This window comes from Enterobacter cloacae complex sp. IR5403 (assembly GCF_049238705.1).
Classification (GTDB): Bacteria; Pseudomonadota; Gammaproteobacteria; order Enterobacterales; family Enterobacteriaceae; genus Enterobacter; species Enterobacter hormaechei_C.
Genome location: NZ_JBMKHP010000017.1, coordinates 1 through 26,527, shown reverse-complemented (window position 1 = coordinate 26,527; position 26,527 = coordinate 1). Strand labels below are relative to the sequence as shown.

Annotated in this window: 22 protein-coding genes; 15 read left to right on the top strand and 7 right to left on the bottom strand. The window is 54.6% G+C overall.

The window, feature by feature from the left end; translation table 11 throughout:
• Positions 1-127: 127 nt before the first annotated feature.
• The 7 genes from yihU (at position 128) to ompL (ending at position 8,865) form a co-directional block, all read left to right on the top strand.
• Positions 128-1,018: a sulfolactaldehyde 3-reductase gene (yihU, locus tag ACOTW6_RS18720; RefSeq protein ID WP_023323900.1), complete on the top strand. Its 891-nt coding sequence runs from the start codon at positions 128-130 to the stop codon at positions 1,016-1,018.
• A 17-nt stretch (positions 1,019-1,035) separates the two neighbouring features.
• Positions 1,036-1,911, top strand: coding sequence for a sulfofructosephosphate aldolase (gene yihT, locus ACOTW6_RS18715; RefSeq protein WP_213789399.1), 876 nt, complete (start codon positions 1,036-1,038; stop codon positions 1,909-1,911).
• Between the two features lie 14 nt (positions 1,912-1,925).
• A complete protein-coding gene (gene yihS / locus ACOTW6_RS18710) occupies positions 1,926-3,167 on the top strand; it encodes a sulfoquinovose isomerase (protein WP_213789400.1) in 1,242 nt (413 codons plus the stop codon).
• Between the two features lie 16 nt (positions 3,168-3,183).
• Positions 3,184-5,208 (top strand): alpha-glucosidase, encoded by a 2,025-nt coding sequence (locus tag ACOTW6_RS18705; RefSeq protein ID WP_121479430.1) that lies wholly within the window; start codon positions 3,184-3,186, stop codon positions 5,206-5,208.
• Between the two features lie 45 nt (positions 5,209-5,253).
• On the top strand, positions 5,254-6,636 hold the full coding sequence (locus tag ACOTW6_RS18700; protein ID WP_121479431.1) for an MFS transporter: 1,383 nt from the start codon (positions 5,254-5,256) through the stop codon (positions 6,634-6,636).
• A 43-nt stretch (positions 6,637-6,679) separates the two neighbouring features.
• Positions 6,680-8,104, top strand: coding sequence for an MFS transporter (locus ACOTW6_RS18695; protein WP_121479432.1), 1,425 nt, complete (start codon positions 6,680-6,682; stop codon positions 8,102-8,104).
• Positions 8,105-8,178: 74 nt separating this feature from the next.
• Entirely contained in the window at positions 8,179-8,865 is a 687-nt protein-coding gene (gene ompL, locus ACOTW6_RS18690) for a porin OmpL (protein WP_003861929.1), read from the top strand.
• A gap of 79 nt (positions 8,866-8,944) precedes the next feature.
• Here ompL and typA read toward each other — a convergent pair whose 3' ends face one another.
• Positions 8,945-10,768 (bottom strand): ribosome-dependent GTPase TypA, encoded by a 1,824-nt coding sequence (gene typA / locus ACOTW6_RS18685; protein ID WP_003861927.1) that lies wholly within the window; start codon positions 10,766-10,768, stop codon positions 8,945-8,947.
• A 377-nt stretch (positions 10,769-11,145) separates the two neighbouring features.
• Between typA and glnA the strand changes: the two genes are divergently transcribed.
• From glnA to ACOTW6_RS18665, 4 genes are all read left to right on the top strand, one after another.
• Positions 11,146-12,555, top strand: a complete 1,410-nt coding sequence (glnA, locus tag ACOTW6_RS18680; RefSeq protein WP_003861925.1) for a glutamate--ammonia ligase — start codon at positions 11,146-11,148, stop codon at positions 12,553-12,555.
• 167 nt (positions 12,556-12,722) lie between these two features.
• Positions 12,723-13,772, top strand: a complete 1,050-nt coding sequence (glnL, locus tag ACOTW6_RS18675) for a nitrogen regulation protein NR(II) (protein WP_003861923.1) — start codon at positions 12,723-12,725, stop codon at positions 13,770-13,772.
• 11 nt (positions 13,773-13,783) lie between these two features.
• Positions 13,784-15,196, top strand: coding sequence for a nitrogen regulation protein NR(I) (gene glnG / locus ACOTW6_RS18670; RefSeq protein ID WP_047052503.1), 1,413 nt, complete (start codon positions 13,784-13,786; stop codon positions 15,194-15,196).
• A gap of 110 nt (positions 15,197-15,306) precedes the next feature.
• Entirely contained in the window at positions 15,307-15,417 is a 111-nt protein-coding gene (locus tag ACOTW6_RS18665; RefSeq protein ID WP_017382667.1) for a YshB family small membrane protein, read from the top strand.
• Between the two features lie 100 nt (positions 15,418-15,517).
• Here ACOTW6_RS18665 and hemN read toward each other — a convergent pair whose 3' ends face one another.
• A complete protein-coding gene (gene hemN / locus ACOTW6_RS18660) occupies positions 15,518-16,891 on the bottom strand; it encodes an oxygen-independent coproporphyrinogen III oxidase (protein WP_032652012.1) in 1,374 nt (457 codons plus the stop codon).
• A 188-nt stretch (positions 16,892-17,079) separates the two neighbouring features.
• Positions 17,080-17,595, bottom strand: a complete 516-nt coding sequence (yihI, locus tag ACOTW6_RS18655) for a Der GTPase-activating protein YihI (RefSeq protein WP_047052501.1) — start codon at positions 17,593-17,595, stop codon at positions 17,080-17,082.
• 579 nt (positions 17,596-18,174) lie between these two features.
• Here yihI and yihA point away from each other — a divergent pair.
• The gene (gene yihA / locus ACOTW6_RS18650; RefSeq protein ID WP_003861913.1) at positions 18,175-18,804 is read left to right on the top strand and encodes a ribosome biogenesis GTP-binding protein YihA/YsxC; all 630 of its coding nucleotides are present in this window, start codon (positions 18,175-18,177) and stop codon (positions 18,802-18,804) included.
• A gap of 311 nt (positions 18,805-19,115) precedes the next feature.
• On the opposite strand, the gene polA is transcribed toward yihA, so the two are convergent.
• A complete protein-coding gene (gene polA, locus ACOTW6_RS18645) occupies positions 19,116-21,908 on the bottom strand; it encodes a DNA polymerase I (protein WP_062933594.1) in 2,793 nt (930 codons plus the stop codon).
• A 439-nt stretch (positions 21,909-22,347) separates the two neighbouring features.
• Between polA and ACOTW6_RS18640 the strand changes: the two genes are divergently transcribed.
• The gene (locus tag ACOTW6_RS18640) at positions 22,348-23,256 is read left to right on the top strand and encodes an acyltransferase (RefSeq protein WP_121479472.1); all 909 of its coding nucleotides are present in this window, start codon (positions 22,348-22,350) and stop codon (positions 23,254-23,256) included.
• A gap of 22 nt (positions 23,257-23,278) precedes the next feature.
• On the opposite strand, the gene dsbA is transcribed toward ACOTW6_RS18640, so the two are convergent.
• The 3 genes from dsbA to ACOTW6_RS18625 all read right to left on the bottom strand — a co-directional run bounded on the left by dsbA (position 23,279) and on the right by ACOTW6_RS18625 (position 25,261).
• Positions 23,279-23,902, bottom strand: a complete 624-nt coding sequence (gene dsbA, locus ACOTW6_RS18635; protein ID WP_047052499.1) for a thiol:disulfide interchange protein DsbA — start codon at positions 23,900-23,902, stop codon at positions 23,279-23,281.
• 27 nt (positions 23,903-23,929) lie between these two features.
• A complete protein-coding gene (locus ACOTW6_RS18630) occupies positions 23,930-24,916 on the bottom strand; it encodes a serine/threonine protein kinase (protein ID WP_062933593.1) in 987 nt (328 codons plus the stop codon).
• Positions 24,917-24,991: 75 nt separating this feature from the next.
• The gene (locus tag ACOTW6_RS18625; protein WP_003861904.1) at positions 24,992-25,261 is read right to left on the bottom strand and encodes a YihD family protein; all 270 of its coding nucleotides are present in this window, start codon (positions 25,259-25,261) and stop codon (positions 24,992-24,994) included.
• A gap of 68 nt (positions 25,262-25,329) precedes the next feature.
• Here ACOTW6_RS18625 and mobA point away from each other — a divergent pair, with 68 nt between their 5' ends.
• Together mobA and mobB are read left to right on the top strand one after the other, a co-directional pair.
• On the top strand, positions 25,330-25,914 hold the full coding sequence (gene mobA / locus ACOTW6_RS18620) for a molybdenum cofactor guanylyltransferase MobA (protein ID WP_062933592.1): 585 nt from the start codon (positions 25,330-25,332) through the stop codon (positions 25,912-25,914).
• The gene (gene mobB, locus ACOTW6_RS18615; RefSeq protein ID WP_062933591.1) at positions 25,911-26,414 is read left to right on the top strand and encodes a molybdopterin-guanine dinucleotide biosynthesis protein MobB; all 504 of its coding nucleotides are present in this window, start codon (positions 25,911-25,913) and stop codon (positions 26,412-26,414) included. Before mobA ends, mobB begins: the two co-directional genes overlap by 4 nt.
• The last annotated feature ends 113 nt before the right edge of the window (positions 26,415-26,527 follow it).

Sequence of the window (26,527 nt, the reverse complement as noted above, 5' to 3'; positions counted from 1 at the left end):
TTCATTTTAATTTCACCAAATGTTTAAAAAGTGACCCGTGTCAATTTTTTGACTATAAATTACAAATACGATCAAAAACAGACACCACAAACGCGCAAAAATTGACACGATGTGACAGGAGAGAGGCATGTCAGCAATCGCATTTATCGGCTTAGGACAGATGGGCGCGCCCATGGCGAAGAATCTGTTGAAACAGGGCCACCAGCTTAACGTTTTTGATGTGAACCCGCAGGCGGTTCAGGCGCTGGTAGAGAGCGGCGCCCGGGCGGCGGCTACGCCCGCACAGGCAGCAACGGATGCCGAATTCGTGATCACTATGCTGCCAAACGGCGACCTGGTGCGCAGCGTGCTGTTCGGCGAGCACGGCGTGTGCGAAGGGTTATCCCGCGACGCGCTGGTGATTGATATGTCCACCATTCACCCGCTGCAAACCGACGCGCTGATCCGCGACATGGCTGAGCAAGGCTTCAGCCTGATGGACGTGCCCGTCGGACGCACCTCTGATCATGCCATCGCCGGTACGCTGCTCCTGCTGGCGGGCGGTACGGCGCAGCAGGTTGAGCGCGCCACCCCCGTCTTAATGGCGATGGGCAATGAACTGATTAACGCTGGCGGGCCGGGCATGGGCATCCGCGTGAAGCTCATCAATAACTACATGAGCATCGCCCTGAACGCCCTTTCCGCCGAGGCCGCCGTACTGTGCGAAGCGCTTGGCCTCTCCTTTGACGTGGCGCTCAAGGTGATGAGCGGCACACCGGCGGGTAAAGGCCACTTCACGACATCCTGGCCGAACAAGGTGCTGAAAGGGGATCTTTCACCCGCCTTCATGATCGACCTTGCGCATAAAGATCTGGGGATCGCCCTGGACGTGGCCAACCAGCTCCACGTTCCGATGCCGCTGGGCGCGGCGTCCCGCGAAGTATACAACCAGGCACGCGCCGCCGGGCGCGGGCGCGAAGACTGGACGGCCATTCTTGAACAGGTTCGCGCATCTGCCGGGCTGAAAAAATCACACTGATACGAAAGGACTGAGGAATGACGATGTACACCCTGAAAGATATCACCCGACCTTCCGGCGGTTTTGCGATGCTGGCCGTGGATCAGCGCGAAGCGATGCGCCTGATGTTTGCTGCCGCAGGCGCGCCGGTGCCGGTAACCGACCAGCACCTGACGGATTTTAAAGTCAATGCGGCGAAAATTCTGTCGCCGTACGCCTCTGCGATCCTCGTCGACCAGCAGTTCTGCTACCGCCAGATTGTCGAGCAGCAGGTCGTGGCCAAAAGCTGCGCAATGATTGTCGCCGCCGACGAGTTTATTCCGGGGAACGGCATTCCGGTCGACAGCGTGGTGATCGACAAGAACGTCGACGCGCAGGCGGTCAAACGCGATGGCGGTAAGGCGCTGAAGCTGCTGGTGCTGTGGCGCAGCGATGAAGATCCACAGCAGCGCCTGGAGATGGTGAAGGCGTTCAATACGCTGTGCCACGACAATGGTCTGCTGAGCATTATCGAGCCAGTGGTGCGTCCGCCGCGTCGCGGAGCCGAATTTAACCGCGAACAGGCGATTATCGATGCGGCCAAAGAGCTGGGCGACAGCGGCGCCGACCTCTACAAAGTGGAAATGCCGCTGTTTGGCAAGGGCACACAGCAGGAACTGCTGACGGCCTCGCAGAAGCTGAACGAGAACATCGCCATGCCGTGGGTAATCCTCTCCTCCGGCGTGGACGATAAGTTATTCCCGCGTGCCGTTAGCGTCGCTATGCAGGCGGGGGCATCAGGCTTTTTAGCCGGTCGCGCCGTCTGGTCATCGGTGATTGGCCTGCCGGACACCGAGCTGATGCTGCGTGATATTTCAGTACCAAAACTTCAGCGTCTGGGTGAGATCGTCGACGAAATGATGGCTCGCCGTTAAGAAAGGACCCGAACATGAAATGGTTTAACACCCTGAGCCATAACCGCTGGCTCGAACAAGAGACCGACCGCATTCTCAATTTCGGTAAAAAAGCCGCCGTACCGACCGGCTTTGGCTGGCTGGGCAATAACGGGCAGGTGCGCAGCGATATGGGCACCCATCTGTGGATCACCGCCCGCATGCTGCACGTTTACGCGGTGGCGGCGAACATGGGACGTCCCGGCGCGTACGCCCTGGTTGAGCACGGCATTAATGCCCTGAACGGTCCGCTGCGCGACAAACAGCACGGCGGCTGGTACGCCTGCGTAAACGATGAAGGCGTGATTGATGCGTCCAAACAGGGCTATCAGCATTTCTTCGTCCTGCTGGGCGCGGCGAGCGCCGTCACCACCGGCCACCCCGAGGCGCGCAAGCTGCTGGACGACGCCATCGAAGTGATTGAGCGCTACTTCTGGAGCGAACAGGAGCAGATGTGCCTGGAGTCCTGGGACGAAGCCTTCAGCAAGACGGAAGATTACCGCGGCGGTAACGCCAATATGCACGCCGTGGAAGCCTTCCTCATCGTCTATGACGTGACCCACGACCGTAAATGGCTCGACCGCGCCCTGCGTATCGCCTCGGTGATTATTCACGACGTGGCGCGCAAAGGGGAGTACCGCGTTAACGAGCATTTCGACACCAACTGGAACCCGATCCGCGATTACAACATCGATAACCCCGCCCACCGCTTCCGCGCTTACGGCGGCACGCCGGGGCACTGGATCGAGTGGGGCCGCCTGATGCTGCACCTGCGTGCCGCGCTGGAAGCCCGCTTTGAAACCCCGCCGGAATGGTTGCTGGAAGATGCGAAAGGCCTGTTTCACGCCACCATCCGCGACGCCTGGGCACCCGACGGGGCTGACGGCTTTGTCTATTCCGTGGGCTGGGACGGCAAGCCTATCGTGCGCGAACGCGTGCGCTGGCCAATCGTCGAGGCGATGGGCACGGCTTACGCGCTATACACCGTCACTGGTGAGGCGCAGTACGAAGCCTGGTATCAGAAATGGTGGGATTACTGCATCAAGTACCTGATGGATTACGAAAACGGTTCATGGTGGCAGGAGCTGGACACCAATAACGAAGTGACCACCAAAGTCTGGGACGGCAAGCAGGATATTTACCATCTGCTGCACTGCCTGGTGATCCCCCGCCTGCCGCTGGCGCCGGGCTTAGCCCCTGCCGTCGCCGCCGGATTACTGGATAGCCTGGCCAAATAATAAAGACGGAGTTTTTATGCGTACCCTACACAATATTGACCTGAAAAATAACGAAAGTGGTTTCACCCTGCGCTGGCAGGACCGTCTGATTTTATCCCACTCTGCGGATGCCCCTTGCCTGTGGATCGGCGCAGGTGAGGCGGATATCGAGATGTTTCGTGGCAACTTCAGCATCAAAGACAAGCTCAACGAAAAGATTGCCCTGACGAACGCGACCGTTACGCAGCAAAGCGCGGGCTGGGCAATCCGCTTTACCCGCGGCGACGCGGTGAGCGCCACGCTGCTGGTGGGCGTGGATGGTGAGGGCCGTCTGGAGCTGAAGCTGAAAAATGACGCCGCCAGCCATAACCGCATCTGGCTGCGGCTGGCAGCTCAGCCTGACGATCATATCTACGGCTGCGGCGAGCAGTTCTCGTATTTCGATTTGCGCGGCAAGCCGTTCCCGCTGTGGACCAGCGAGCAGGGCGTGGGCCGCAATAAGCAGACCTACGTCACCTGGCAGGCCGACTGCAAAGAGAACGCGGGCGGCGATTACTACTGGACCTTCTTCCCGCAGCCTACCTTCGTGAGCACCCAGAAGTATTACTGCCACGTGGATAACAGCTGCTACATGAACTTTGACTTCAGCGCGCCGGACTTCCACGAACTGGCGTTCTGGGAAGATAACGCCACGCTGCGCTTCGAATGCGCAGAAACCTACGTCGATCTGCTGGAAAAACTGACCGGCCTGCTGGGGCGTCAGCCTGAACTGCCGGACTGGGTTTACGATGGCGTGACGCTGGGTATTCAGGGCGGCACCGAGGTGTGTCAGCAGAAGCTCGACGCCATGCGCAAGGGCGGCGTGAAGGTGAACGGCATCTGGGCGCAGGACTGGTCCGGCATCCGCATGACCTCCTTTGGCAAACGCGTAATGTGGAACTGGAAGTGGAACAGCGCGCTCTATCCGCAGCTTGATGAGCGGATTGCACAGTGGAAAGAAGAAGGCGTGCAGTTCCTCTCCTACATCAACCCGTACGTCGCCAGCGATAAAGATCTCTGCGAAGAGGCGTCGAAGCGCGGCTATCTGACCAAAGATGCCGACGGCAAGGATTACCACGTTGAGTTCGGCGAGTTCTACGCGGGCGTTATCGACCTGACCAACCCGGAAGCCTACAGCTGGTACAAAGAGGTGATCAAAAAGAACCTGATCGAACTGGGCTGCGGCGGCTGGATGGCCGATTTCGGGGAATATCTGCCGACCGATACCTTCCTGCACAACGGCGTGAGCGCGGAGATCATGCATAACGCCTGGCCTGCCCTGTGGGCGAAATGTAACTACGAAGCGCTGGAGGAGACCGGCAAGCTCGGGGAGATCCTGTTCTTCATGCGCGCGGGCTACACCGGCAGCCAGAAGCACTCGGTGATGATGTGGGCGGGGGATCAGAACGTCGACTGGAGCCTGGACGATGGTCTGGCGTCCGTCGTACCGGCGGCGCTGTCGCTGGCGATGACCGGGCACGGGCTGCACCACAGCGACATTGGCGGCTATACGACCCTCTTCGAGATGAAGCGCAGCAAAGAGCTGCTGCTGCGCTGGTGCGACTTCAGCGCCTTTACGCCGATGATGCGTACCCACGAGGGCAACCGCCCTGGCGACAACTGGCAGTTCGACGGCGACGCGGAAACTATCGCCCACTTCGCGCGCATGACCACCGTCTTCACCACCCTGAAGCCGTATATCAAAGCTGCGGTTGCGCAGAACGCGAAAAGCGGCCTGCCGGTGATGCGTCCGCTGTTCCTGCACTATGAGGACGACGCGCGCGCCTACACGCTGAAATACCAGTACCTGTTTGGCCGCGATCTGCTGGTGGCGCCGGTCCATGAAGAGGGACGCCGCGACTGGTCGCTCTATCTGCCGCAGGACACCTGGGTCAATGCGTGGACCGGAGAAACCTGCCAGGGCGGTGACATCACCGTTGATGCCCCGCTCGGCAAACCGCCGGTCTTCTATCGCCAGCAAAGCGAATGGGCAGATCTGTTTAGCACCTTACGTCATATCTGATAAGGCTCGCCCGCAGGGAAACCTGCGGGCAGACGGAGAACAATAATGAGTCAACATACTTCTGATCCGGCAACCCTGCGCCTGCCGTTTAAAGAAAAACTCGCCTACGGGATGGGCGATCTCGGCTCTAACATCCTGCTTGATATCGGCACGCTGTATCTGCTGAAGTTCTACACCGACGTGCTGGGGCTGCCTGGCACCTACGGCGGGATTATCTTCCTGATTGCGAAGTTTTTTACCGCCTTCACCGATATGGGCACCGGGATCATGCTCGATTCCCGGCGCAAGATCGGCCCGAAAGGGAAATTCCGCCCGTTCGTGCTGTATGCAGCCTTCCCGGTAACGTTGCTGGCGATTGCCAACTTCGTCGGCACACCGTTTGAAATCACCGGTAAAACGGTGATGGCGACGGTGCTGTTCATGCTGTACGGCCTGTTCTTCAGCATGATGAACTGCTCCTACGGCGCGATGGTGCCCGCTATTACCAAAAACCCGGACGAGCGTGCTTCGCTGGCCGCCTGGCGCCAGGGCGGCGCCACGCTGGGTCTGCTGCTCTGTACCGTCGGTTTTGTCCCGGTAATGAACCTGATTGAGGGCAACGATCAGCTAGGCTACATCTTTGCCGCTACCCTCTTCTCGCTGTTCGGGTTGTTCTTTATGTGGTGGTGCTATAAAGGCGTAACCGAGCGTTACGTCGAGACGCAGCCTGTTAACCCGGCGCAGAAACCGGGGCTGTTGCAGTCGTTTCGCGCCATCGCCGGGAACCGTCCGCTGTTTATCCTGTGCATCGCTAACCTGTGCACGCTGGGCGCCTTTAACGTCAAACTCGCCATTCAGGTCTACTACACGCAGTACGTGCTGAACGACCCGATCCTGCTGTCGTATATGGGCTTCTTCAGCATGGGCTGTATTTTTATCGGCGTCTTTATGATGCCCGGCGCGGTGCGCCGCTTCGGTAAGAAAAAGGTCTACATCAGCGGGCTGATGATTTGGGTGGCGGGCGATCTGCTTAACTACTTCTTCGGCGGCGGCTCGGTGAGCTTCGTGGCGTTCTCCTGCCTGGCGTTCTTCGGCTCCGCGTTCGTGAACAGCCTGAACTGGGCGCTGGTCTCCGATACCGTGGAGTACGGCGAGTGGCGCACCGGCGTACGCTCCGAGGGGACGGTCTATACCGGCTTTACCTTCTTCCGTAAGGTATCGCAGGCGCTGGCGGGCTTCTTCCCGGGGATCATGCTCACGCAGATCGGCTATGTGCCCAACGTGGTGCAATCCGCCGGCACGGTTGAAGGGCTGCGGCAGCTGATATTTATCTATCCGAGCCTGCTGGCGGTCATCACTATCGTGGCGATGGGCTGCTTCTACAACCTTAACGAGAAGATGTATGTGCGCATCGTGGAAGAGATCGAACTGCGCAAACGTACGGCATAAATGACGTGATTGAGCGCCTTGCGGGGCGCTTTGAGGATCGACCATGACACATAATACTGATCCGTTAACCCTGAAATTGAGCCTGCGAGAGAAGTGCGCCTACGGAATGGGCGATTTTGGCTCGAATCTGATGCTGTGTATTGGCACGCTGTACCTGCTGAAGTTTTACACCGATGAACTGGGCATGCCGGCGTTCTATGGCGGCATTATTTTCCTCGTCGCGAAGTTTTTCACCGCGTTTACCGACATGCTGACCGGGGTGCTGCTGGACTCCCGGCGTAACATCGGCGCGCGGGGGAAATTCCGGCCATTCATTCTCTACGCCTCCGTTCCGGTGGCGCTGGTGGCCACGGCGCAGTTTATGGCCAACGACTTTAGCCTGACGGTGAAAACGGCCCTCGCCACCGTGCTCTTCATGATGTTCGGCCTCTGCTATAGCCTGATGAACTGCGCCTACGGTGCGATGGTCCCGGCCATCACCAAAAACCCGAACGAGCGCGCGCAGTTGGCGGCCTGGCGTCAGGGCGGCGCAACGGTGGGGCTGTTACTCTGCACCGTCGGCTTTATGCCCATTCAGGCGCTGTTCGTCCACCAGCCCTCCCTCGGCTATCTGGTAGCCGCGCTGGTGTTCGTCACCGGTGGTCTGTTCTGCATGTGGTGGTGCTACAGCGGGGTGAAAGAACGCTACGTGGAGCTCACACCCGATCACCATAAGCCCGGCATTCTGAAATCGTTCTGCGCGATTTTCCGTAACCCGCCGCTGCTGGTGCTGTGCATCGCCAACCTGTGTACCCTCGCCGCGTTTAACATCAAGCTGGCGATTCAGGTCTATTACACCCAGTACGTGCTGAACGATCTGCATCTCCTGTCGTGGATGGGCTTTTTCAGCATGGGCTGCATTCTGATTGGCGTGTTTCTGGTGCCTGGCGCGGTGAAGCGCTTTGGCAAGAAGCCGGTCTATCTGGGCGGGCTGACGCTGTGGGCGGTGAGCGACGTACTGAACTTCGTCTGGGGGACCAGTTCCCTGCTGTTCGTGCTCTTTTCCTGCATGGCCTTTTTCGGCACCGCGTTTGTGAACAGCCTGAACTGGGCGCTGGTGCCGGATACGGTTGATTACGGCGAGTGGAAAACCGGGATCCGCGCCGAAGGGTCGGTGTATACCGGCTATACCTTCTCGCGCAAAATCTCCGCGGCGCTGGCCGGTTTTCTGCCCGGCATCATGCTGACCCAGATTGGCTACGTTCCCCATGCCGTGCAGAGCGCGGGCACGCTGCTTGGGTTGCGTCAGCTTATTTTCCTCTGGCCGTGCGGCCTGGCGATCGTTGCCGCCGTGACCATGGGGCTGTTTTATAAACTCAACGAAGCGCGCTTCGCCTTTATTATCGAGGAGATTGGAAAACGGAAAAAACAGACAGCAAATACCCCTGAGATAACCACCAACAATAAAGCGTCAGCAGTCACTTTATAACAATAAATCCGGCCACTATGTCCTTCCTGTTTATCAAGAGGGAGGCCTTTCTGTACCTGATACATGGACAAATTATGAAAAGAATCATTACTGTACTGATCGTGTCGTCTGTGTCCTGCCCGGTTTTTGCCGGGGCCTATGTCGAAACGCGCGAAGCCTACAACACCGCCTCTGAGCTGCACGAAGTGATCCTGCGTGCGGGCTATAACTTCGATATGGGCGCGGGACTGATGTTCACCAATGCTTATAACGTGGGGAAATGGGACGAACTGAAGCACAGCTATAACGAAATCGAGGGGTGGTATCCGCTCTTCAAACCGACCGACAAACTGACCTTCCAGCCCGGCGGCTTAATTAATGACAGCAGCGCAGGATCAGGTGGCGCGGTTTATTTAGATACCAATTACAAATTTACGGACTGGTTTAATCTGACGTTCCGCTATCGCTATAACCATAACAATTACGATACGCCGGACTATAACGGGCAGATGGATAAGAACGACACGCATGAATTCGCCAACTACTGGAATTTCAAAGTGACGGATGCGTTTTTCTACACCTTTGAACCGCACTTTTTTCAGCGGGTGAATGATTACCACAGCAAAAATGGTAAAGATCATCACTGGGAAATTACCAACAAGTTTAGCTATAAAATCGACAGAAACTGGCTGCCGTATCTTGAGCTACAGTGGCTGGACCGATGGAATGATTACAACCGCGAGCAGTACCGGATCCGGTTAGGGTTGCGGTATTCGTTCTAATAAAAAAGCCGCTGATCGCTCAGCGGCTTTTTCGTTGCCGGGTGGCGCTTGCGCTTACCCGGACTACGGCATAACCGAATTAGTCTTCTTTCGCACCGCGCATAGCACGTTTACGATCGTTCTCGGTCAGGTGACGTTTACGGATACGAATTGACTGAGGCGTCACTTCGACCAGTTCGTCATCATCGATGAATTCCAGAGCCTGCTCCAGGGTCATCTTGATCGGTGGAACCAGAACCGTTGCTTCGTCAGTACCGGACGCACGCATGTTGGTCAGTTTCTTACCGGTCAGGCAGTTTACCGTCAGGTCGTTAGAACGGCTGTGAATACCGATGATCTGGCCTTCGTAAACTTCAGCGCCGTGGCCCAGGAACAGCTTACCGCGATCCTGCAAACCGAACAGCGCAAACGCAACCGCTTTACCCTGACCGTTGGAGATCAGCACACCGTTGTTACGCTGGCCCACTTCGCCCGGACGAACGTCGTCGTAGTGGCTGAAGGTGGAGTACAGCAGACCAGTACCGGAAGTCATGGTCATGAACTCAGAACGGAAGCCGATCAGGCCACGACTTGGGATCACGTAGTCGAGACGTACGCGGCCTTTGCCATCTGGATTCATGTTTTTCAGGTCGCCTTTACGCTCACCCAGTGCCTGCATCACAGAACCCTGGTGCTGCTCTTCAACATCCAGCGTTACGTTTTCGAATGGCTCTTGTTTACGGCCATCGATTTCGCGGAAGATAACTTTCGGACGGGAAACCGCCATCTCGAAACCTTCACGACGCATGTTCTCAATCAGAACAGACAGGTGCAGCTCACCACGACCCGAAACGCGGAATGCATCAGCGTCTTCGGTTTCTTCAACGCGCAGCGCAACGTTGTGCACCAGCTCTTTGTTCAGGCGGTCAAGGATCTGACGAGAGGTAACAAACTTACCCTCTTTACCACAGAACGGAGAGGTGTTGACGTTGAAGAACATGGATACGGTTGGTTCATCAACGGACAGGGCTGGCAACGCTTCGACGTTCTGCGGATCGCAGATGGTGTCGGAGATGTTCAGTTCACCCAGACCGGTGATGGCGATGATGTCGCCCGCTTCAGCGATGTCGCTCTCGATACGCTCAAGACCCAGGTGAGTCAGAACTTTACCGACTTTACCGTTACGGGTTTTGCCTTCGCTATCGATGATAGTGACCTGCTGGTTAGGCTTCACTTTACCGCGCTTGATACGACCAATGCCGATTACGCCAACATAGTTGTTGTAGTCGAGCTGGGAGATCTGCATTTGCAGGGTGCCTTCCAGGTCAACGTTTGGCGCAGGAACGCGGTCAACAATCGTCTGGTACAGCGGAGTCATGTCTTCCGCCATGTCTTCGTGATCCAGACCGGCGATACCGTTCAGCGCAGACGCATAAACGATAGGGAAGTCCAGCTGTTCGTCGGTCGCGTCGAGGTTAACGAACAGGTCGAAGACCTGGTCAACAACCCAGTCAGGACGCGCGCCAGGACGGTCAACCTTGTTGATCACAACGATAGGTTTCAGGCCGTGGGCAAATGCTTTTTTGGTCACGAAGCGCGTTTGCGGCATAGGGCCATCAAATGCGTCAACCACCAGCAGCACGGAATCCACCATGGACATCACGCGCTCAACTTCACCACCGAAGTCGGCGTGCCCTGGGGTATCAACGATGTTGATACGGTAGTCATTCCATTTGATAGCGGTGTTTTTGGCGAGGATGGTAATCCCACGCTCTTTCTCCAAATCGTTGGAGTCCATCACACGCTCTTGAGTTTCGGCACGAGCATCAAACGTACCGGACTGCTGTAGCAGCTTATCAACCAGGGTAGTTTTACCATGGTCGACGTGCGCGATGATGGCGATATTACGCAATTTTTCGATCACAACTTTGCCTCAGGCATTTAGAAATAGCGCGTTATTGTACACGGATTAATCGCACTACAAAACAGGATCACAAACATCCCCCGCAAACAAGTATTGCAGAGATGCTTTGTGATCGCTTTCACGGAGCGGTAAAAGGGCACTTTAACGTAAATTGCACCAATATGGTGCTCGATGTTCACACAGAAGCACTATAATGGTGCAACAAATCCAATGTGGTGCAGCCCTTCTGCACTATGGTGCGCATGATAACGCCTTTTTGGGGTGTTTTAAAAGTTGGCACAGATTTCGCTTTACAGAAATACAGTAAAAATATGGCAGCCCAGCCGATTTGAAGACCTCGTTACCACGACGACAATGACCAATCTGGAGAGTTAAGTATGTCCGCTGAACACGTTTTGACGATGCTGAACGAACATGAAGTGAAGTTTGTTGATCTGCGCTTCACCGATACCAAAGGTAAAGAACAGCACGTCACGATCCCTGCTCATCAGGTGAACGCCGAATTCTTTGAAGAAGGCAAAATGTTTGACGGCTCCTCCATTGGCGGCTGGAAAGGCATTAACGAATCCGACATGGTTCTGATGCCAGATGCAACCACTGCGCTCATTGACCCGTTCTACGAAGAACCTACGCTGATCATCCGCTGCGATATCCTGGAACCTGGCACGCTGCAAGGCTATGACCGTGACCCACGCTCCATCGCAAAACGCGCTGAAGAGTACCTGCGCTCTACCGGCATCGCAGACACCGTTCTGTTCGGGCCAGAGCCAGAGTTCTTCCTGTTCGACGACATCCGTTTTGGCGCTTCCATTTCTGGTTCCCACGTCGCTATCGATGACATCGAAGGCGCATGGAACTCTTCCACCAAATACGAAGGTGGTAACAAAGGTCACCGTCCGGGCGTGAAAGGCGGTTACTTCCCGGTTCCTCCGGTCGATTCTTCACAGGACATCCGTTCTACCATGTGTCTGATCATGGAAGAGATGGGCCTGGTTGTTGAAGCGCACCACCACGAAGTGGCAACGGCTGGCCAGAACGAAATCGCAACCCGCTTCAACACCATGACTAAGAAAGCGGATGAGATTCAGATCTACAAATACGTTGTGCACAACGTTGCGCACCGTTTCGGTAAAACCGCGACCTTCATGCCAAAACCCATGTTCGGCGACAACGGTTCCGGTATGCACTGCCACATGTCCCTGTCCAAGAACGGCACCAACCTGTTCTCTGGCGACAAATACGCAGGTCTGTCTGAGCAGGCGCTGCACTACATCGGCGGTGTTATCAAGCACGCTAAAGCGATCAACGCCCTGGCGAACCCGACCACCAACTCCTACAAGCGTCTGGTTCCAGGCTACGAAGCACCGGTAATGCTGGCGTACTCTGCCCGTAACCGTTCTGCTTCTATCCGTATCCCGGTGGTGGCGTCTCCGAAAGCGCGTCGTATCGAAGTGCGCTTCCCGGACCCGGCGGCTAACCCATACCTGTGCTTCGCAGCACTGCTGATGGCCGGTCTGGACGGTATCAAGAACAAGATCCACCCGGGCGAAGCCATGGACAAAAACCTGTACGACCTGCCGCCAGAAGAAGCGAAAGAGATCCCACAGGTTGCCGGCTCTCTGGAAGAAGCCCTGCAAGCGCTGGACGCAGACCGTGAGTTCCTGACCGCTGGCGGCGTGTTCACCGATGAAGCGATCGACGCTTACATCGCGCTGCGTACCGAAGAAAACGACCGCGTTCGCATGACGCCGCACCCGGTTGAGTTCGAACTGTACTACAGCGTTTAATTGATTTGTTTTACCCGGCGCATACGCGTCGGGAGTAGTTGCCGTGGAAACTTTAGCCCATCTTCGGATGGGCTTTTTTCACCACCAACAACCTGATCTCACGCGCTTTTTATCTCTAAAACGCTATACTGCACTAAAATAGTGCAACGACTCCAGGAGACTGCTGAATGGCAACTGGCACGCTGCCCGATGCTGGGCAGATCCTCAATTCTTTGATTAACAGTATCTTGCTGGTCGACGACGAGCTGGCGGTGCATTACGCCAACCCGGCGGCGCAGCAACTGCTCGCCCAAAGCGCCCGTAAACTGTTTGGCACGCCGCTGCCTGAACTGCTGAGCTATTTCTCGCTGAATATTGGCCTGATGCAGGAGAGTTTGCAGGCGGGTCAGGGCTTCACCGATAACGAAGTGACGCTGGTGATTGACGGACGCTCGCATATTTTGTCCCTCACCGCACAGCGCCTGCCGGATGGCATGATTCTGCTGGAAATGGCGCCGATGGATAACCAGCGTCGTCTCAGCCAGGAGCAGCTTCAGCATGCGCAGCAGATTGCGGCGCGCGACCTGGTGCGCGGGCTGGCTCATGAAATTAAAAACCCGCTGGGCGGCTTACGCGGTGCGGCACAACTTTTGACCAAAGCGCTGCCTGACCCTGCCCTGGCGGAGTATACCAACGTCATTATCGAGCAGGCGGACCGTCTGCGTAATCTGGTCGACCGCCTGCTCGGGCCGCAGCAGCCGGGGATGCATGTTTCAGAAAGCATTCACAAGGTCGCGGAGCGGGTGGTGAAACTCGTCTCTATGGAGCTGCCGGATAACGTCACGCTGGTGCGTGATTACGACCCAAGCCTGCCGGAGCTGGCGCACGATCCGGACCAGATTGAACAGGTGCTGTTGAACATTGTGCGTAACGCGTTGCAGGCGCTGGGCCCGGAGGGTGGCGAAATTATTCTGCGTACCCGCACCGCGTTCCAGCTGACGCTGCACGGCGTGCGTTATCGTCTGGCGGCACGTATTGATGTGGAAGATAACGGGCCGGGGATCCCGCCGCATCTCCAGGACACCCTGTTCTACCCGATGGTCAGCGGTCGCGAAGGCGGCACCGGGCTGGGGTTATCCATCGCCCGTAATTTGATTGACCAACACTCCGGCAAAATTGAATTTACCAGTTGGCCGGGACATACCGAGTTTTCGGTTTTCCTGCCGATTAAAAAATAAAGGTGACGTTTATGCAACGAGGGATAGTCTGGGTAGTCGATGACGATAGCTCCATCCGTTGGGTGCTTGAACGCGCGCTCACAGGAGCGGGATTAAGCTGCACGACGTTTGAGAGCGGCAGCGAGGTGCTCGACGCACTCACCACCAAAACGCCGGACGTTCTGCTCTCGGATATTCGCATGCCGGGCATGGACGGACTGGCGCTCTTAAAGCAGATCAAACAGCGCCACCCCATGCTTCCGGTCATCATAATGACCGCTCACTCCGACCTGGATGCCGCCGTCAGCGCCTACCAGCAGGGGGCGTTTGATTACCTGCCAAAACCGTTTGATATCGACGAAGCCGTTGCCCTGGTCGAACGCGCCATCAGCCACTATCAGGAGCAACAGCAGCCCCGCCACGCGCCGGATTTCGGGCCTACGACGGACATCATCGGTGAAGCGCCAGCCATGCAGGACGTGTTTCGCATCATCGGGCGTCTGTCGCGCTCGTCTATCAGCGTCTTGATTAACGGTGAATCAGGGACCGGTAAAGAGCTGGTTGCGCACGCCTTGCATCGCCACAGCCCGCGGGCGAAAGCCCCCTTTATCGCCCTGAACATGGCGGCGATCCCCAAAGATTTGATTGAATCTGAGCTGTTCGGCCACGAAAAAGGGGCGTTTACCGGGGCAAATACTATTCGTCAGGGACGCTTTGAACAGGCTGACGGCGGAACGCTATTCCTGGATGAAATCGGCGATATGCCGCTGGATGTGCAGACCCGACTGCTGCGCGTGCTGGCAGATGGCCAGTTTTACCGCGTGGGCGGCTATGCGCCGGTGAAGGTGGACGTGCGTATTATTGCCGCGACGCACCAGAACCTGGAGCTGCGCGTGCAGGAGGGGAAATTCCGTGAGGATTTATTCCATCGTCTGAACGTGATCCGCGTCCATCTGCCGCCGCTGCGCGAGCGTCGGGAAGATATCCCGCGTCTGGCGCGCCATTTCCTGCAAGTGGCGGCCCGCGAGCTGGGCGTGGAAGCCAAGCAGCTTCATCCGGAAACGGATGCCGCCCTCACCCGTCTGGCGTGGCCGGGCAACGTGCGTCAGCTGGAAAACACCTGTCGCTGGCTGACCGTGATGGCCGCCGGACAGGAAGTGTTGATTCAGGATCTCCCTGCCGAGCTGTTTGAAGCAACCGTGCCCGAAAGCACCACCGGACATGCGCTGCCAGACAGCTGGGCGACGTTGCTGGCGCAGTGGGCAGATCGCGCGCTGCGTTCCGGTCATCAAAATCTGCTCTCCGAAGCGCAGCCTGAGATGGAGCGCACGCTGTTAACTACCGCGCTTCGTCATACCCAGGGCCACAAACAGGAAGCGGCTCGCCTGTTGGGATGGGGTCGAAACACCCTGACGCGCAAGCTGAAAGAGCTGGGAATGGAGTGATCTTACTCCGCTGTGTAAAGGTTACTAATTGAGCGCAAAGTGCCGTTATTTTGCGCTTTACTGTTCCGATGAGTTTTGTATGATCGTGCCCGGAAACAGGGGGGAGCATCATGCTGGAATCATTAGTGACTTTGCTTTCGAGCGGAGCAGCAGAAAGCCACACGCCACAAACTGCCGTTGCGGCGGTATTGTGTGCGGCACTGGTTGGGCTGTTTAGCTAACGAGCTGTCGATGAAAAGCCGGGTGGCGCTTCGCTTACCCGGCCTACATCTCGCACTTAAGTAGGCCGGGTAAGGCAAAGCCGCCACCCGGCATTACAGCTCAAATCACCCGCGAGAACTGCTGTAAACGCGCCTTCTGACGCAGATAGGCATCGAAGCACATGCAGATATTACGAATCAACAGACGTCCTTTCGGCGTGACGACAACCGCACTCTCCGACACATCCACCAGCCCGTCTTTCGCCAGCGGCGCCAGAAGCTTCAGGTCTTCGGCAAAGTAATCGCTGAATTGCAGATCCCATTGCGACTCCACCTCGCGAAATTCGAGACGGAAGTTGCAGATAAGCGCCTTAATCACGTCCCGACGGATGCAGTCGTCGCGCGTTAGCGCAATGCCGCGCCACAGCGCGTTGCCGGTTTCGTCTATCTGCTGATAGTACAGCTTCAGCTCTTTCTGATTCTGGGCGTAGCAGTCGCCAATCATGCTGATGGCGGAGACGCCCATTCCGAGCAGATCGGTATCGCCCTGGGTGGTGTAGCCCTGGAAGTTACGGTGGAGAACACCTTCGCGCTGGGCAATCGCCAGTTCATCGTCAGGGCGGGCAAAGTGATCCATTCCGATAAACTGATAGCCGGTTTCGGTCAGCGAGGCGATGGTCTCCTGCAAAATGTCCAGCTTCTGCTGGGCGGAAGGCAGATCCGCATCTTTGATTTTGCGCTGAGCGGCGAACAGCGTCGGCAGGTGCGCATAGTTAAAGACGCTCAGACGGTCCGGGTTAAGCTCAGCCACGCGTTTAAGCGTGTAGGCGAAGCTCTCCGGCGTCTGCTTCGGCAGGCCGTAAATCAGGTCTATATTCGTTGAGGTAAAGCCGATTTCACGCGCATGGTTGAGTAAGGCAAAGATAAACGCTTCGTCCTGCTCGCGGTTTACCAGGCGCTGTACTTCTTTGTTGAAGTCCTGTACGCCCATACTCAGGCGGTTGAAACCTTCGGCGCGTAAATGATCCAGCACATCCAGCTCGATTTCACGCGGATCGACCTCGATCGAAATTTCGGCGTCGTCGTTAAAACTAAAATTGCCGCGCAGCAGCGCCATCAGGCGGCTGATCTGCGCTTTATTCAGATAAGTTGGCGTACCACCGCCCCAGTGAAGCTGGCTGACGTGACGCCCTTTAAACAGCGGTGCGCGGTGCAGAATTTCCTGTTCGAGCGCATCGAGGTATTGATCGGCTTTGTGCTGCTGGCGGGTAACGATTTTATTGCAGCCGCAGAAGTAGCAGAGCTTATGGCAGAACGGAATATGGACGTAGAGCGACAGCGGGCGCTCGGGATAGCGCGCCACAGCTTGCTGAAAATGCGCCTCGCCGAAAGCGTCAGAAAACTCCAGCGCGGTGGGGTATGAGGTATAACGCGGCCCGGAATAGTTATATTTCTGGATCAGGGCCAAATCCCAGTCGATAGATGGTACAGACATGCTCACTCCTTCCGTTGGTGTCGCGTTCGTATACGGCGGCCCGTTCTGGTCCCGTTGCGGGCCATCATTCGGGTGCGCAGCCACTTCTGTCGCCGCGACAACCGCCGTAGTTTAACGAATAACCACACCAGATAACATATAACCGGAAGGGTTATAAGCAGGACGAGTGTACCTGCCGGGTGCAAATGTTAGTTTCCACCTTTCAGCAGACGCATCATATCTTCCTGCTTTTCGTCTTCCTCTTCGTCTTCTTCATCATCGTAGGACAGACCCAGCTTCTGCATCAGTTCATCAATGCGGTCCAGTTTGGCATCCACCCAGGACTGCTCTTCAGCAGTCAGGGTTTCACCCTCTTCAAGACGTTCCAGCAGCGCGTCCAGGCGCTCATCGTTCTCCAGCATATCCAGCTCAGCCTGCGGTGAAAGCATAGGTTTCTCGCTCTTTGGTTTGTGCTGCTTAGTGACCGGCGTGTCTGTCACGCCCAGTGGAATGGGAGTTTTACTGCCGATACGAGGATCTTTCTGCTGTTTGCCTTTTGCAGAAGCGCCTGCGGCACCGCCACCGTTAGCACGGCTACCCGCAGCATGACCACGATGTTTTTTATCGCGTTTGCGATCGCGCGCTTCCTGATTCAATTCTTCGCGCGTTTTGCGGCGTGCTTTTGCAGGGCGTTTCGCGCCCGCAGCGGAGGTCGGTTTTTTCATGATGTTTTATCTTTAAGTCGTTTTCTTCAGTATAGAATTGCGGCGAAATCTAGCAGAAAGCAAGCAAAGAAAAAAGGCGACAGAGCAATCTGTCGCCTTTTTTCCTGACTCACAACCCTTAACGGGTCAGACATTCCCTGTTTGCCTGCAACAAACCCTGTTTATCCCTTGGCTACTACCGTCCGTGATACGGTTCCGTTTCCTGTTAAAAACGCCTCCAGGCGCCGGTCGTCCTGACAATCCTGAGTCTTCGCCTCCTGGCGCTCCTGACCCTTATCCTTAAGTCGTTATCCTGTTGGCATCCTCGCCCTGGCACACACTTTACCTTGTTCCCTTAAACTAACAAGCTATGAAAAGGTAAAAAACCGGATTTTCAGATAATTACTCATTAATAACTCTTTGAATTTTAATATTTTGAGTTTTTTAGCGCCTGCGATTTCTCTTAAATTTCTCATACGCTTAAGAGCAGATCTCTTACATTCCGTAGGGCTTTCACTTACATGTCAATGACGAAGGGAAAAGCCTTTTGCCCGCATTCAGGTATAATCCCCGCAGATTACGATTTTTGGAGACGACCACGTGACTACCTGGAACTACCAACAGACGCATTTTGTCACCAGTGCGCCCGATATTCGCCACCTGCCCTCAGATACAGGGATTGAAGTGGCATTTGCTGGCCGCTCCAATGCGGGAAAATCCAGTGCCCTGAATACGCTCACCAATCAGAAAAACCTGGCGCGTACCTCAAAAACACCTGGCCGTACTCAGCTGATTAACCTGTTTGAAGTGGCTGAAGGCAAACGCCTGGTCGATTTACCGGGCTACGGTTACGCGCAGGTACCGGAAGAGATGAAGATCAAATGGCAGCGTGCGCTGGGTGAATACCTGGAAAAACGCATGTGTCTGAAAGGTCTGGTGGTGCTGATGGATATTCGTCATCCGCTAAAAGATCTCGACCAGCAGATGATTGACTGGGCGGTGGCAAGCGATATTGCGGTGCTGGTGCTGCTGACAAAGGCGGATAAGCTGGCGAGCGGCGCGCGCAAGGCGCAGGTGAACAAGGTTCGTGAAGCGGTGCTGGCATTCAACGGTGATGTGCAGGTTGAACCGTTCTCCTCGCTGAAAAAGCAGGGCGTGGATAAACTGCGACAGAAGCTCGACAGCTGGTTTAACGATCTGGAACCGGCGACAGAAGCGGAAGCAGAGTAACAACAGGCGCGGCGATGACCGCGCTTTTTTCGCCTGAAACTTTCTTTGCCGCAATAAAAAACGCCCCAGTCATTACTGACTGGGGCGGCTAAAATATTCAGCCAAATCCGATTACGTGAAGTAAAAGGTCTGAAAGATAGAACATCTTACCTCTGTACCCTACGTCGTTAACTCTACTCTTTTTTTATCGCTGGACAAAGCACTTTTTGTAGTTTTTTTTCATTCTTTACATAGGGAATTCTAATGATCGTCACAAAACGCGCGTACTTATGTTGCTTACTTACATAAAACGCGCGTTATTCCGTTAACCCTTAGTGAGCCTGATCCCAGTTTTCGCCGCTACCCACTTCCACCAGCAACGGAACGTCCAGCTTCATGCTGTTTTCCATCAGTTCATGGATCTTCTGAGAGACCTTTTCCAGATCGTCTTTATGAACTTCAAAGACCAGTTCATCGTGTACCTGCATGATCATTTTCACGCGCGGCTTCTCTTTTTCGAGCCAGGCATCGACGGCGATCATTGCGCGTTTAATGATGTCCGCCGCAGTGCCCTGCATGGGGGCGTTGATCGCAGCACGTTCAGCACCCGCGCGACGCGCGGCGTTGCTGGATTTGATATCCGGAAGGTAGAGACGACGCCCATCCAGCGTTTCAACGTAGCCTTTCTCTTTCGCCTGCGCGCGGGTACGTTCCATATATTCCAGCACGCCCGGATACCGCTCGAAGTAGAGATCCATATACTTCTGCGACTCTTTACGCGGAATATTGAGCTGGCGTGAAAGACCAAAGGCACTCATGCCGTAAATCAAACCGAAGTTGATCGCTTTTGCGCTACGACGCTGCTCGTTTGTTACGTTCTCCAGCGGCAGCCCAAACACTTCGGCAGCGGTTGCCCGGTGGATGTCCTTGCCTTCGGCAAAGGCCGTCAGCAGGCCTTTGTCGCGTGACAGGTGCGCCATAATACGCAGTTCGATTTGCGAGTAGTCTGCGGAGACAATCAGATAATCCTCTGGCGCAATGAAAGCCTGGCGAATACGACGGCCCTCTTCATTACGCACCGGAATGTTCTGAAGGTTGGGATCGGTTGACGAAAGTCGCCCGGTCGCCGCCACAGCCTGATGATAGGAGGTGTGCACGCGGCCCGTTTTCGGGTTAATCATCAACGGCAGTTTGTCGGTATAGGTCGATTTCAGCTTAGCCAGACCGCGGTATTGCAGAATAACTTTTGGCAGCGGATAGTCCAGCGCCAGCTCTTCCAGCACCTCTTCAGACGTTGAAGGGGCGCCGCCCGGGGTTTTCTTCAGCGGCTTGATACCCTGTTTTTCAAACAGGATGGTTTGCAGCTGTTTCGGTGACGACAGGTTAAATGCCTCGCCAGCAAGTTCATGCGCTTTCTGTTCAAGCTCGGTCAGGCGCTGCGCCAGCTCACCAGAGTGGTTATGCAGCACCGTTGGGTCGATTTTAACGCCGTTACGCTCAATACGAGACAGCACAGGCACCAGCGGCATCTCAATGTTCTGGAACACATTCAGCGGCCCTTCGTGCTTCTGCAATTTCGGCCACATTTTGAGATGCAGCTGTAGCGTGACGTCAGCGTCTTCCGCGGCGTAGCGGCCTGCTTCTTCCAGCGCGATCTGGTTAAAAGTCAGCTGATTTTTGCCCTTACCGGCAATTTCTTCAAAGGTGATGGTTTTGTGTTTCAGCCAACGATCGGATAAGGAATCCATATCATGGCGGCCCGCCACGCTGTCCAGAATGTAAGATTCCAGCATGGTATCAAAAGCGATACCACGCAGCTCAATGCCGTAGTTTTGCAGAATACCGCGGTCATACTTCAGGTTTTGCCCGACCTTCAGCGCTTTCTCGTCTTCCAGAATCGGCTTTAGCAGTTCTAAGGCGCGCTCGCGGGAGATTTGCTCCGGCGCATCCAGATAGTCGTGAGCCACCGGAACATAGGCGGCAATACCCGGCTCCGTCGCGAATGACAGGCCCACCATATTAGCCGTAATGTTATCGAGGCTGTCCGTTTCGGTATCGAAAGCAAATACTGGCGCTTTTTTTAGCTTTTCAATCCAGGCGACGAGCCGTGACTCTTCAAGGATGGTTTCATAGTTGTCGAAGGAGAGCGCTACCGCCTCTTCTTCTGCCTGCTCTTCGGCATCGACAACGATGGTCTCTTTCGGCTTCGCCGCAGGTTTAGCCCCTTTCGCCTGAAGCCATTTCCCGGCTTCAACATCCGCGGTCCAGCGTTTAAATTCGTATTTTCTGAACAGGCCAAGCAGTTCGTCGGCGGCGGGTTCCTGCACTTCCAGCTGCTCGCAGGTAAGCTCCAGCTCTACGTCAGTTTTGATGGTAGCTAACTGATAGGAGAGATAAGCCACCTCTTTGTTATCGGCAAGCTTTCCGGCCATGGTTTTTGCGCCACGGAAGGTAAGACCGGCAATTTTGTCGGACTCTGCATACAGCGTATCCAGCCCGCCCAGCCCTTGCAGCAGCGCCTGAGCTGTTTTTTCACCCACGCCCGGTACGCCAGGAATGTTATCCGAGGAATCGCCCATCAGGGCGAGGAAATCAATAATGAGCTCTGGCGGCACGCCATATTTGGCGACCACTTCTTCCGGGCCAAGAATGGTGTTGGTCATGGTGTTGATCAGCGTGATCCCTGGCGTTACCAGCTGCGCCATATCTTTATCACCGGTACTGATCAGAACCGGGCGGCCTGCTTTTTCCGCTTCGCGCGCCAGGGTACCAATTACGTCGTCAGCTTCAACGCCTGAGACCGCCAGCAGTGGCAGCCCCATCGCTTTCACCATAGCGTGCAGCGGTTCAATCTGCGCGCGCAGATCGTCAGGCATAGGGGGACGGTGAGATTTGTAATGCTCAAATAATTCATCGCGGAAGGTTTTACCCTTCGCATCAAACACCACGGCCGCATGGGTTGGATGGTATTGCAGAATCAGGCTGCGCAGCATATTCAGCACGCCGTACATTGCGCCGGTAGGTTCCCCTGCGCTGTTGGTCAGAGGAGGAAACGCATGATACGCCCGATACAGGTAAGAAGAGCCATCGACGAGTATAAGTGGGTTTTCTGGGATCTGAACCATAATGTCCGTGCCTTTTATGAATTTATGGGTAAAGGATGCCACAGAAGGATGAAAACATCAGGTTTTAGCGCTTTATACAGAAAAAGATTTTGCGATCGTGAAGATCGCTCGCAAAACAAAACTGTGGATAAGTTTGTGCATATTTTTAATGCAGGTGAATAACAGCTTTATAAAAGTGATACTAAAAACTTATTTATCTAGTTAAATCAAACCATTAACACGAGATCAATTAAGATCGCGCCTCACTGATGATTATTTCGTCTATGTGGATATAAGACTTAAGCACCCTGTCTATAGGGAAAAATTCGCGGCCTGGCAGGAAAAGCCGCGGCCTCCTGGTGTGAAAGCGCCCTGGTCTGAGCGAATTTCTGATAAGATCGGCGCCCAGCACCGGATAGCCGGCTGCTCAATTACAGCTAACTATCTGAAAAAATTCATCATGTCGAGAATACTCGCTGCGATAACATTATTGTTAAGCGTCATTTTAACTATTCTGGTTACCATCGCCTGTTCTGTGCCAATCATCGTTGCCGGAATAATTAAGCTCCTGCTGCCTGTCCCTCCGGTATGGCGCGCGGTGTCTGCTTTTTGTAATTTTATGATGTACTGCTGGTGTGAAGGCCTGGCGATCCTGTTGCATCTGAACCCCTGGCTGAAGTGGGACGTTCAGGGTCTGGAGAAGCTGAACAAAAAGAACTGGTATCTGCTGATCTGTAATCACCACAGCTGGGCCGACATCGTTGTATTGTGCGTACTGTTTCGCAAACACATTCCGATGAACAAATACTTTCTGAAACAGCAGCTGGCCTGGGTGCCTTTCATTGGTCTGGCCTGCTGGGCGCTGGATATGCCGTTTATGAAACGCTATTCACGCAGCTATTTGATTCGTCATCCGGAACGCCGCGGTAAGGACGTGGAAACCACGCGCCGTTCTTGCGAGAAGTTTCGCGCGCATCCCACCACCATTGTTAACTTCGTCGAAGGATCGCGCTTTACCGAAGAGAAGCGCCAGCAAACTCGCTCTCATTATCAGAACCTGTTGCCGCCAAAGGCTGCGGGTATCGCAATGGCGCTCAACGTGCTGGGTGAGCAGTTCGATAAATTGTTGAACGTAACGCTCTGCTATCCGGAAAACGACAGGACGCCGTTCTACGATATGCTCAGCGGCAGGCTGACGCGTATCGTTGTCCGCGTTGATCTGGTGCCCGTCAATACTGAACTGCACGGGGATTACGTCAACGATAAAAACTTCAAACGTCGTTTCCAGCTTTGGCTTAATACACTCTGGAAAGAGAAAGACAAGCAGATAGCGAAGATTAAATCTTCATACAAAAACGCCGGTCAGTGACCGGCGTTTTTCTTTGTGGTTGTTACTTTTTCTCAACCAGGTATTTCACGGTATCAGCGTACTGTTGTACGAAGATATCCATGCTGGTCGTGTCCATACCACGCATATTCACCTGGTATTTGCCGTTAACATACATCGCCGGCACGCCCTGCAACTGGAGGTCAGCGGCAGCTTTTTCCTGCTGTGCCACGAGAGATTTCACCACGAAACTGTTCCAGGCAGCGTCGTAGTCTTCACCTTTCACACCGGCATCCACGAATACTTTACGGATATCTGCCGTAGTTTGTACGGTCTGGGTTTTCTGTACGGCTTCAAACATAGGCGCGGTGATCTTATCTTCCACACCCAGCGCAATCGCGACCGCCCATGCCTGAGTCAGGTCTTTACCCAGTGGGCCAAGGAACTCAACGTGGTATTTCGTCATTTTGGTGCCTTCCGGCAGCTTTTTCTTCACGTTGTCAGAAACATGAAGTACCTGCTCAAACTCGTAGCAGTGCGGGCAGTAGAAGGAGAAGAACTCCAGCACCTGAGGCTCGCCAGCAACAGGCTTGTCCAGCGTTATGTACTGCTTGCCGTCGGTAAACTGCGCAGCAGTTGCGCTAAATGCCAGAATCATACCAGCCAGCGCCAGCCAAATTTTTTTCATGATCAACTCTCTCCTGGGTGTGTCCAATTAATACATCGGCGTTAATTGCAGAGGGGGTTCCTGTAGAACCTTAACCTGCTCGGTAAATGTGGATATCTGGTTGCGCCAGTAATCCTCCCCGGGAAGCCAGGGGAAATTTCGGGGAAAAGCCGGGTCTTCCCAACGCCTGATTAACCACGCGAGATAATAAACAAATCGCATCGCACGTAAAGGCTCTATCAAGGCAATTTCGTCTGAATTAAAGGGGCTAAATTCTTCATAAGCTTCAATTATGGTCTCAAGCTGCATGCGCTGCTCGGCTTTATCACCGTTGAGCAGCATCCACAGATCCTGCACAGCGGGTCCCATACGTGCGTCATCAAGATCGACAAATAGCGGCCCATCACGCCAGAGAATATTCCCGGCGTGGCAGTCACCGTGCAGGCGCAGAGTAGTAATATCATCCCGCCAGCAGGCTTTTACAGCATCAATAAGCTTATCGGTCGCCGTGAGGAAATTATCCTTTAGCGCATTCGGGATCAGCGCCGATGTTTCGAATACCTGTCGCGGCTCAACAAGATATTCCTGAACACCAATCGTCGGACGGGCAACAAACGGTTTTTTACGTCCCGTCTGATGAATGCGCCCCAGATAGCGGGCAACCCATTCCATCTGATCGATATTATCTGCCTCAAACTGTCTTCCGCCCAGGCTCGGAAATACCGCGTAGTAAAAGCCCTGATGGGTCAGCAGCGTTTGGTTATTGAATTTGAGCGGTGCCGCAACGGGAACATCGTCATCCAGCAGATCGTGGGCAAACTGATGCTCTTCCTGAATTTGTTCTGCGGACCAGCGCTGTGGACGGTAAAACTTTACGACAAAGCGCTGGCGCTCTTCGTCCTGAAATTGGTAGACACGGTTTTCGTAGCTGTTTAAAGGGGTTAACCCGGAATCCACCCGAATACCCTGTTCGAACAGCGCATCCATTATGGTATCCGGGTGTAGTGTCTGGAAAGTAAAAGCCTGGTCGTTCATCCGATCATCCGGAAATTATACGAATGATTCAGGATATCATCTTGTGGCGATTTCGGTGGCTCCGCTTACAAGCTTTTACTCTTTAATTACGCCTCGGGCACGCAGTAATGCGGTTTTAAAATCCTCTTCATAATCTTTCTGAATGCCAGGAATAACAGCATCTTTAGCCGAGTCACGCATTTTCAGGTGGTAGATCAGGATGTCGTCAGAAAGGTCTGCCAGTTCGCCATCAAAACCTGACTCTTTCGCCAGTTTCTGTAAAAATTGCATCAGATTCAGCTCTGGCTCTTTTTGCCAGGCCGGCTGGAGAAGCTCAATGACTTCATTAAGACGTTTACATTTCATGGTAGTGCTCCTTTCATTTAGAGAGACACGTTAGCAGGGTCAATCCCACAATAAAAGAGGCGATATTCGTGAATCAATGCCAGGAAATCATCGGAGTTGTTCTGGCCGGGGGCAGGGCAATGCGAATGGGCGGAAAGGATAAGGGGCTTCAGCTCCTGAACAACACTCCATTATGGCAGCATGTTGCTGATACGCTTGCAGATCAGGTGTCGTCGATAGCGATCAGCGCTAACCGACATGTTGATATTTATCAGCGCAGCGGGTATCCGGTTTATCAGGATAACCTGGTGGACTACCCCGGTCCGCTGGCGGGAATGCTTTCCGTTATGCAGCAGTCGTACGGAGAGTGGTTTCTCTTTTGTTCCTGTGATACGCCCTTCATCCCGTCCTGTCTGGTTGAACGTCTGGTGCAGCGGCGCGGTGATGCTCCCGTCGTCTGGGTACACGACGGTGAACGCGACCATCCGACTATCGCATTGATCAATCGCTCGTTAATATCCGCGCTGGAAGATTACCTGGCCGCAGGAGAGCGACGCGTCATGGTATTTATGCGCCGGTCAGGAGGGCATTCCGTTGATTTCAGCGACATGAAATCGGCGTTTGTGAATGTAAACACGACGGAAGATTTGCAGATGATGCAGGAGAAGAAATGATACCCGTATTAGCGATCTCAGCCTGGAGTGGCACCGGGAAGACTACGCTGCTAAAAAAACTGATACCTGCACTTTGCGCTAAAGGCATTCGGCCCGGATTGATTAAGCATACGCACCATAATATGGATGTCGATAAGCCGGGGAAAGATAGCTATGAGCTGCGTAAGGCTGGCGCTGCACAAACGATGGTGGCGAGTAACCAGCGCTGGGCGTTAATGACAGAAACACCGGATGAAGCACCGCTGGATCTCGCTTATCTTGTCAGCCGGATGGATCACTCCACGCTGGATCTGGTGCTGGTTGAGGGGTTTAAGCATGAGGCTGTTGCGAAGATCCTGCTATTCAGAAGCGATGCCGGACATGACGTAAGTGAGTTAACGCTGGATGAACATGTGATTGCCGTGGCCAGTGACGTTGCGTTGACGCTGGAAGTACCGGTTCTGGATTTGAATAATGTGGAGGGGATTGCAGAGTTTATTTTGGCGTGGAGTGCAGTCTGAGTTGCAGGGTGACGGCTTCGCCTTACCCGGCCTGCCGTTTTTCAGCAAATAAACGCAAAAAGGCCATCCTTGCGGATGGCCTCTTCACTTGTTTGATGCCTGGCAGTTCCCTA

What these genes read in the sequence shown, in the direction of transcription:
- yihU (WP_023323900.1), top strand. Translation starts at nt 128, where the DNA reads ATGTCAGCAATCGCATTTATCGGCTTAGGACAGATGGGCGCGCCCATG.
- yihT (WP_213789399.1), top strand. Translation starts at nt 1,036, where the DNA reads ATGACGATGTACACCCTGAAAGATATCACCCGACCTTCCGGCGGTTTT.
- yihS (WP_213789400.1), top strand. Translation starts at nt 1,926, where the DNA reads ATGAAATGGTTTAACACCCTGAGCCATAACCGCTGGCTCGAACAAGAG.
- ACOTW6_RS18705 (WP_121479430.1), top strand. Translation starts at nt 3,184, where the DNA reads ATGCGTACCCTACACAATATTGACCTGAAAAATAACGAAAGTGGTTTC.
- ACOTW6_RS18700 (WP_121479431.1), top strand. Translation starts at nt 5,254, where the DNA reads ATGAGTCAACATACTTCTGATCCGGCAACCCTGCGCCTGCCGTTTAAA.
- ACOTW6_RS18695 (WP_121479432.1), top strand. Translation starts at nt 6,680, where the DNA reads ATGACACATAATACTGATCCGTTAACCCTGAAATTGAGCCTGCGAGAG.
- ompL (WP_003861929.1), top strand. Translation starts at nt 8,179, where the DNA reads ATGAAAAGAATCATTACTGTACTGATCGTGTCGTCTGTGTCCTGCCCG.
- glnA (WP_003861925.1), top strand. Translation starts at nt 11,146, where the DNA reads ATGTCCGCTGAACACGTTTTGACGATGCTGAACGAACATGAAGTGAAG.
- glnL (WP_003861923.1), top strand. Translation starts at nt 12,723, where the DNA reads ATGGCAACTGGCACGCTGCCCGATGCTGGGCAGATCCTCAATTCTTTG.
- glnG (WP_047052503.1), top strand. Translation starts at nt 13,784, where the DNA reads ATGCAACGAGGGATAGTCTGGGTAGTCGATGACGATAGCTCCATCCGT.
- ACOTW6_RS18665 (WP_017382667.1), top strand. Translation starts at nt 15,307, where the DNA reads ATGCTGGAATCATTAGTGACTTTGCTTTCGAGCGGAGCAGCAGAAAGC.
- hemN (WP_032652012.1), bottom strand. Translation starts at nt 16,891, where the DNA reads ATGTCTGTACCATCTATCGACTGGGATTTGGCCCTGATCCAGAAATAT.
- yihI (WP_047052501.1), bottom strand. Translation starts at nt 17,595, where the DNA reads ATGAAAAAACCGACCTCCGCTGCGGGCGCGAAACGCCCTGCAAAAGCA.
- polA (WP_062933594.1), bottom strand. Translation starts at nt 21,908, where the DNA reads ATGGTTCAGATCCCAGAAAACCCACTTATACTCGTCGATGGCTCTTCT.
- ACOTW6_RS18640 (WP_121479472.1), top strand. Translation starts at nt 22,348, where the DNA reads ATGTCGAGAATACTCGCTGCGATAACATTATTGTTAAGCGTCATTTTA.
- dsbA (WP_047052499.1), bottom strand. Translation starts at nt 23,902, where the DNA reads ATGAAAAAAATTTGGCTGGCGCTGGCTGGTATGATTCTGGCATTTAGC.
- ACOTW6_RS18630 (WP_062933593.1), bottom strand. Translation starts at nt 24,916, where the DNA reads ATGAACGACCAGGCTTTTACTTTCCAGACACTACACCCGGATACCATA.
- ACOTW6_RS18625 (WP_003861904.1), bottom strand. Translation starts at nt 25,261, where the DNA reads ATGAAATGTAAACGTCTTAATGAAGTCATTGAGCTTCTCCAGCCGGCC.
- mobB (WP_062933591.1), top strand. Translation starts at nt 25,911, where the DNA reads ATGATACCCGTATTAGCGATCTCAGCCTGGAGTGGCACCGGGAAGACT.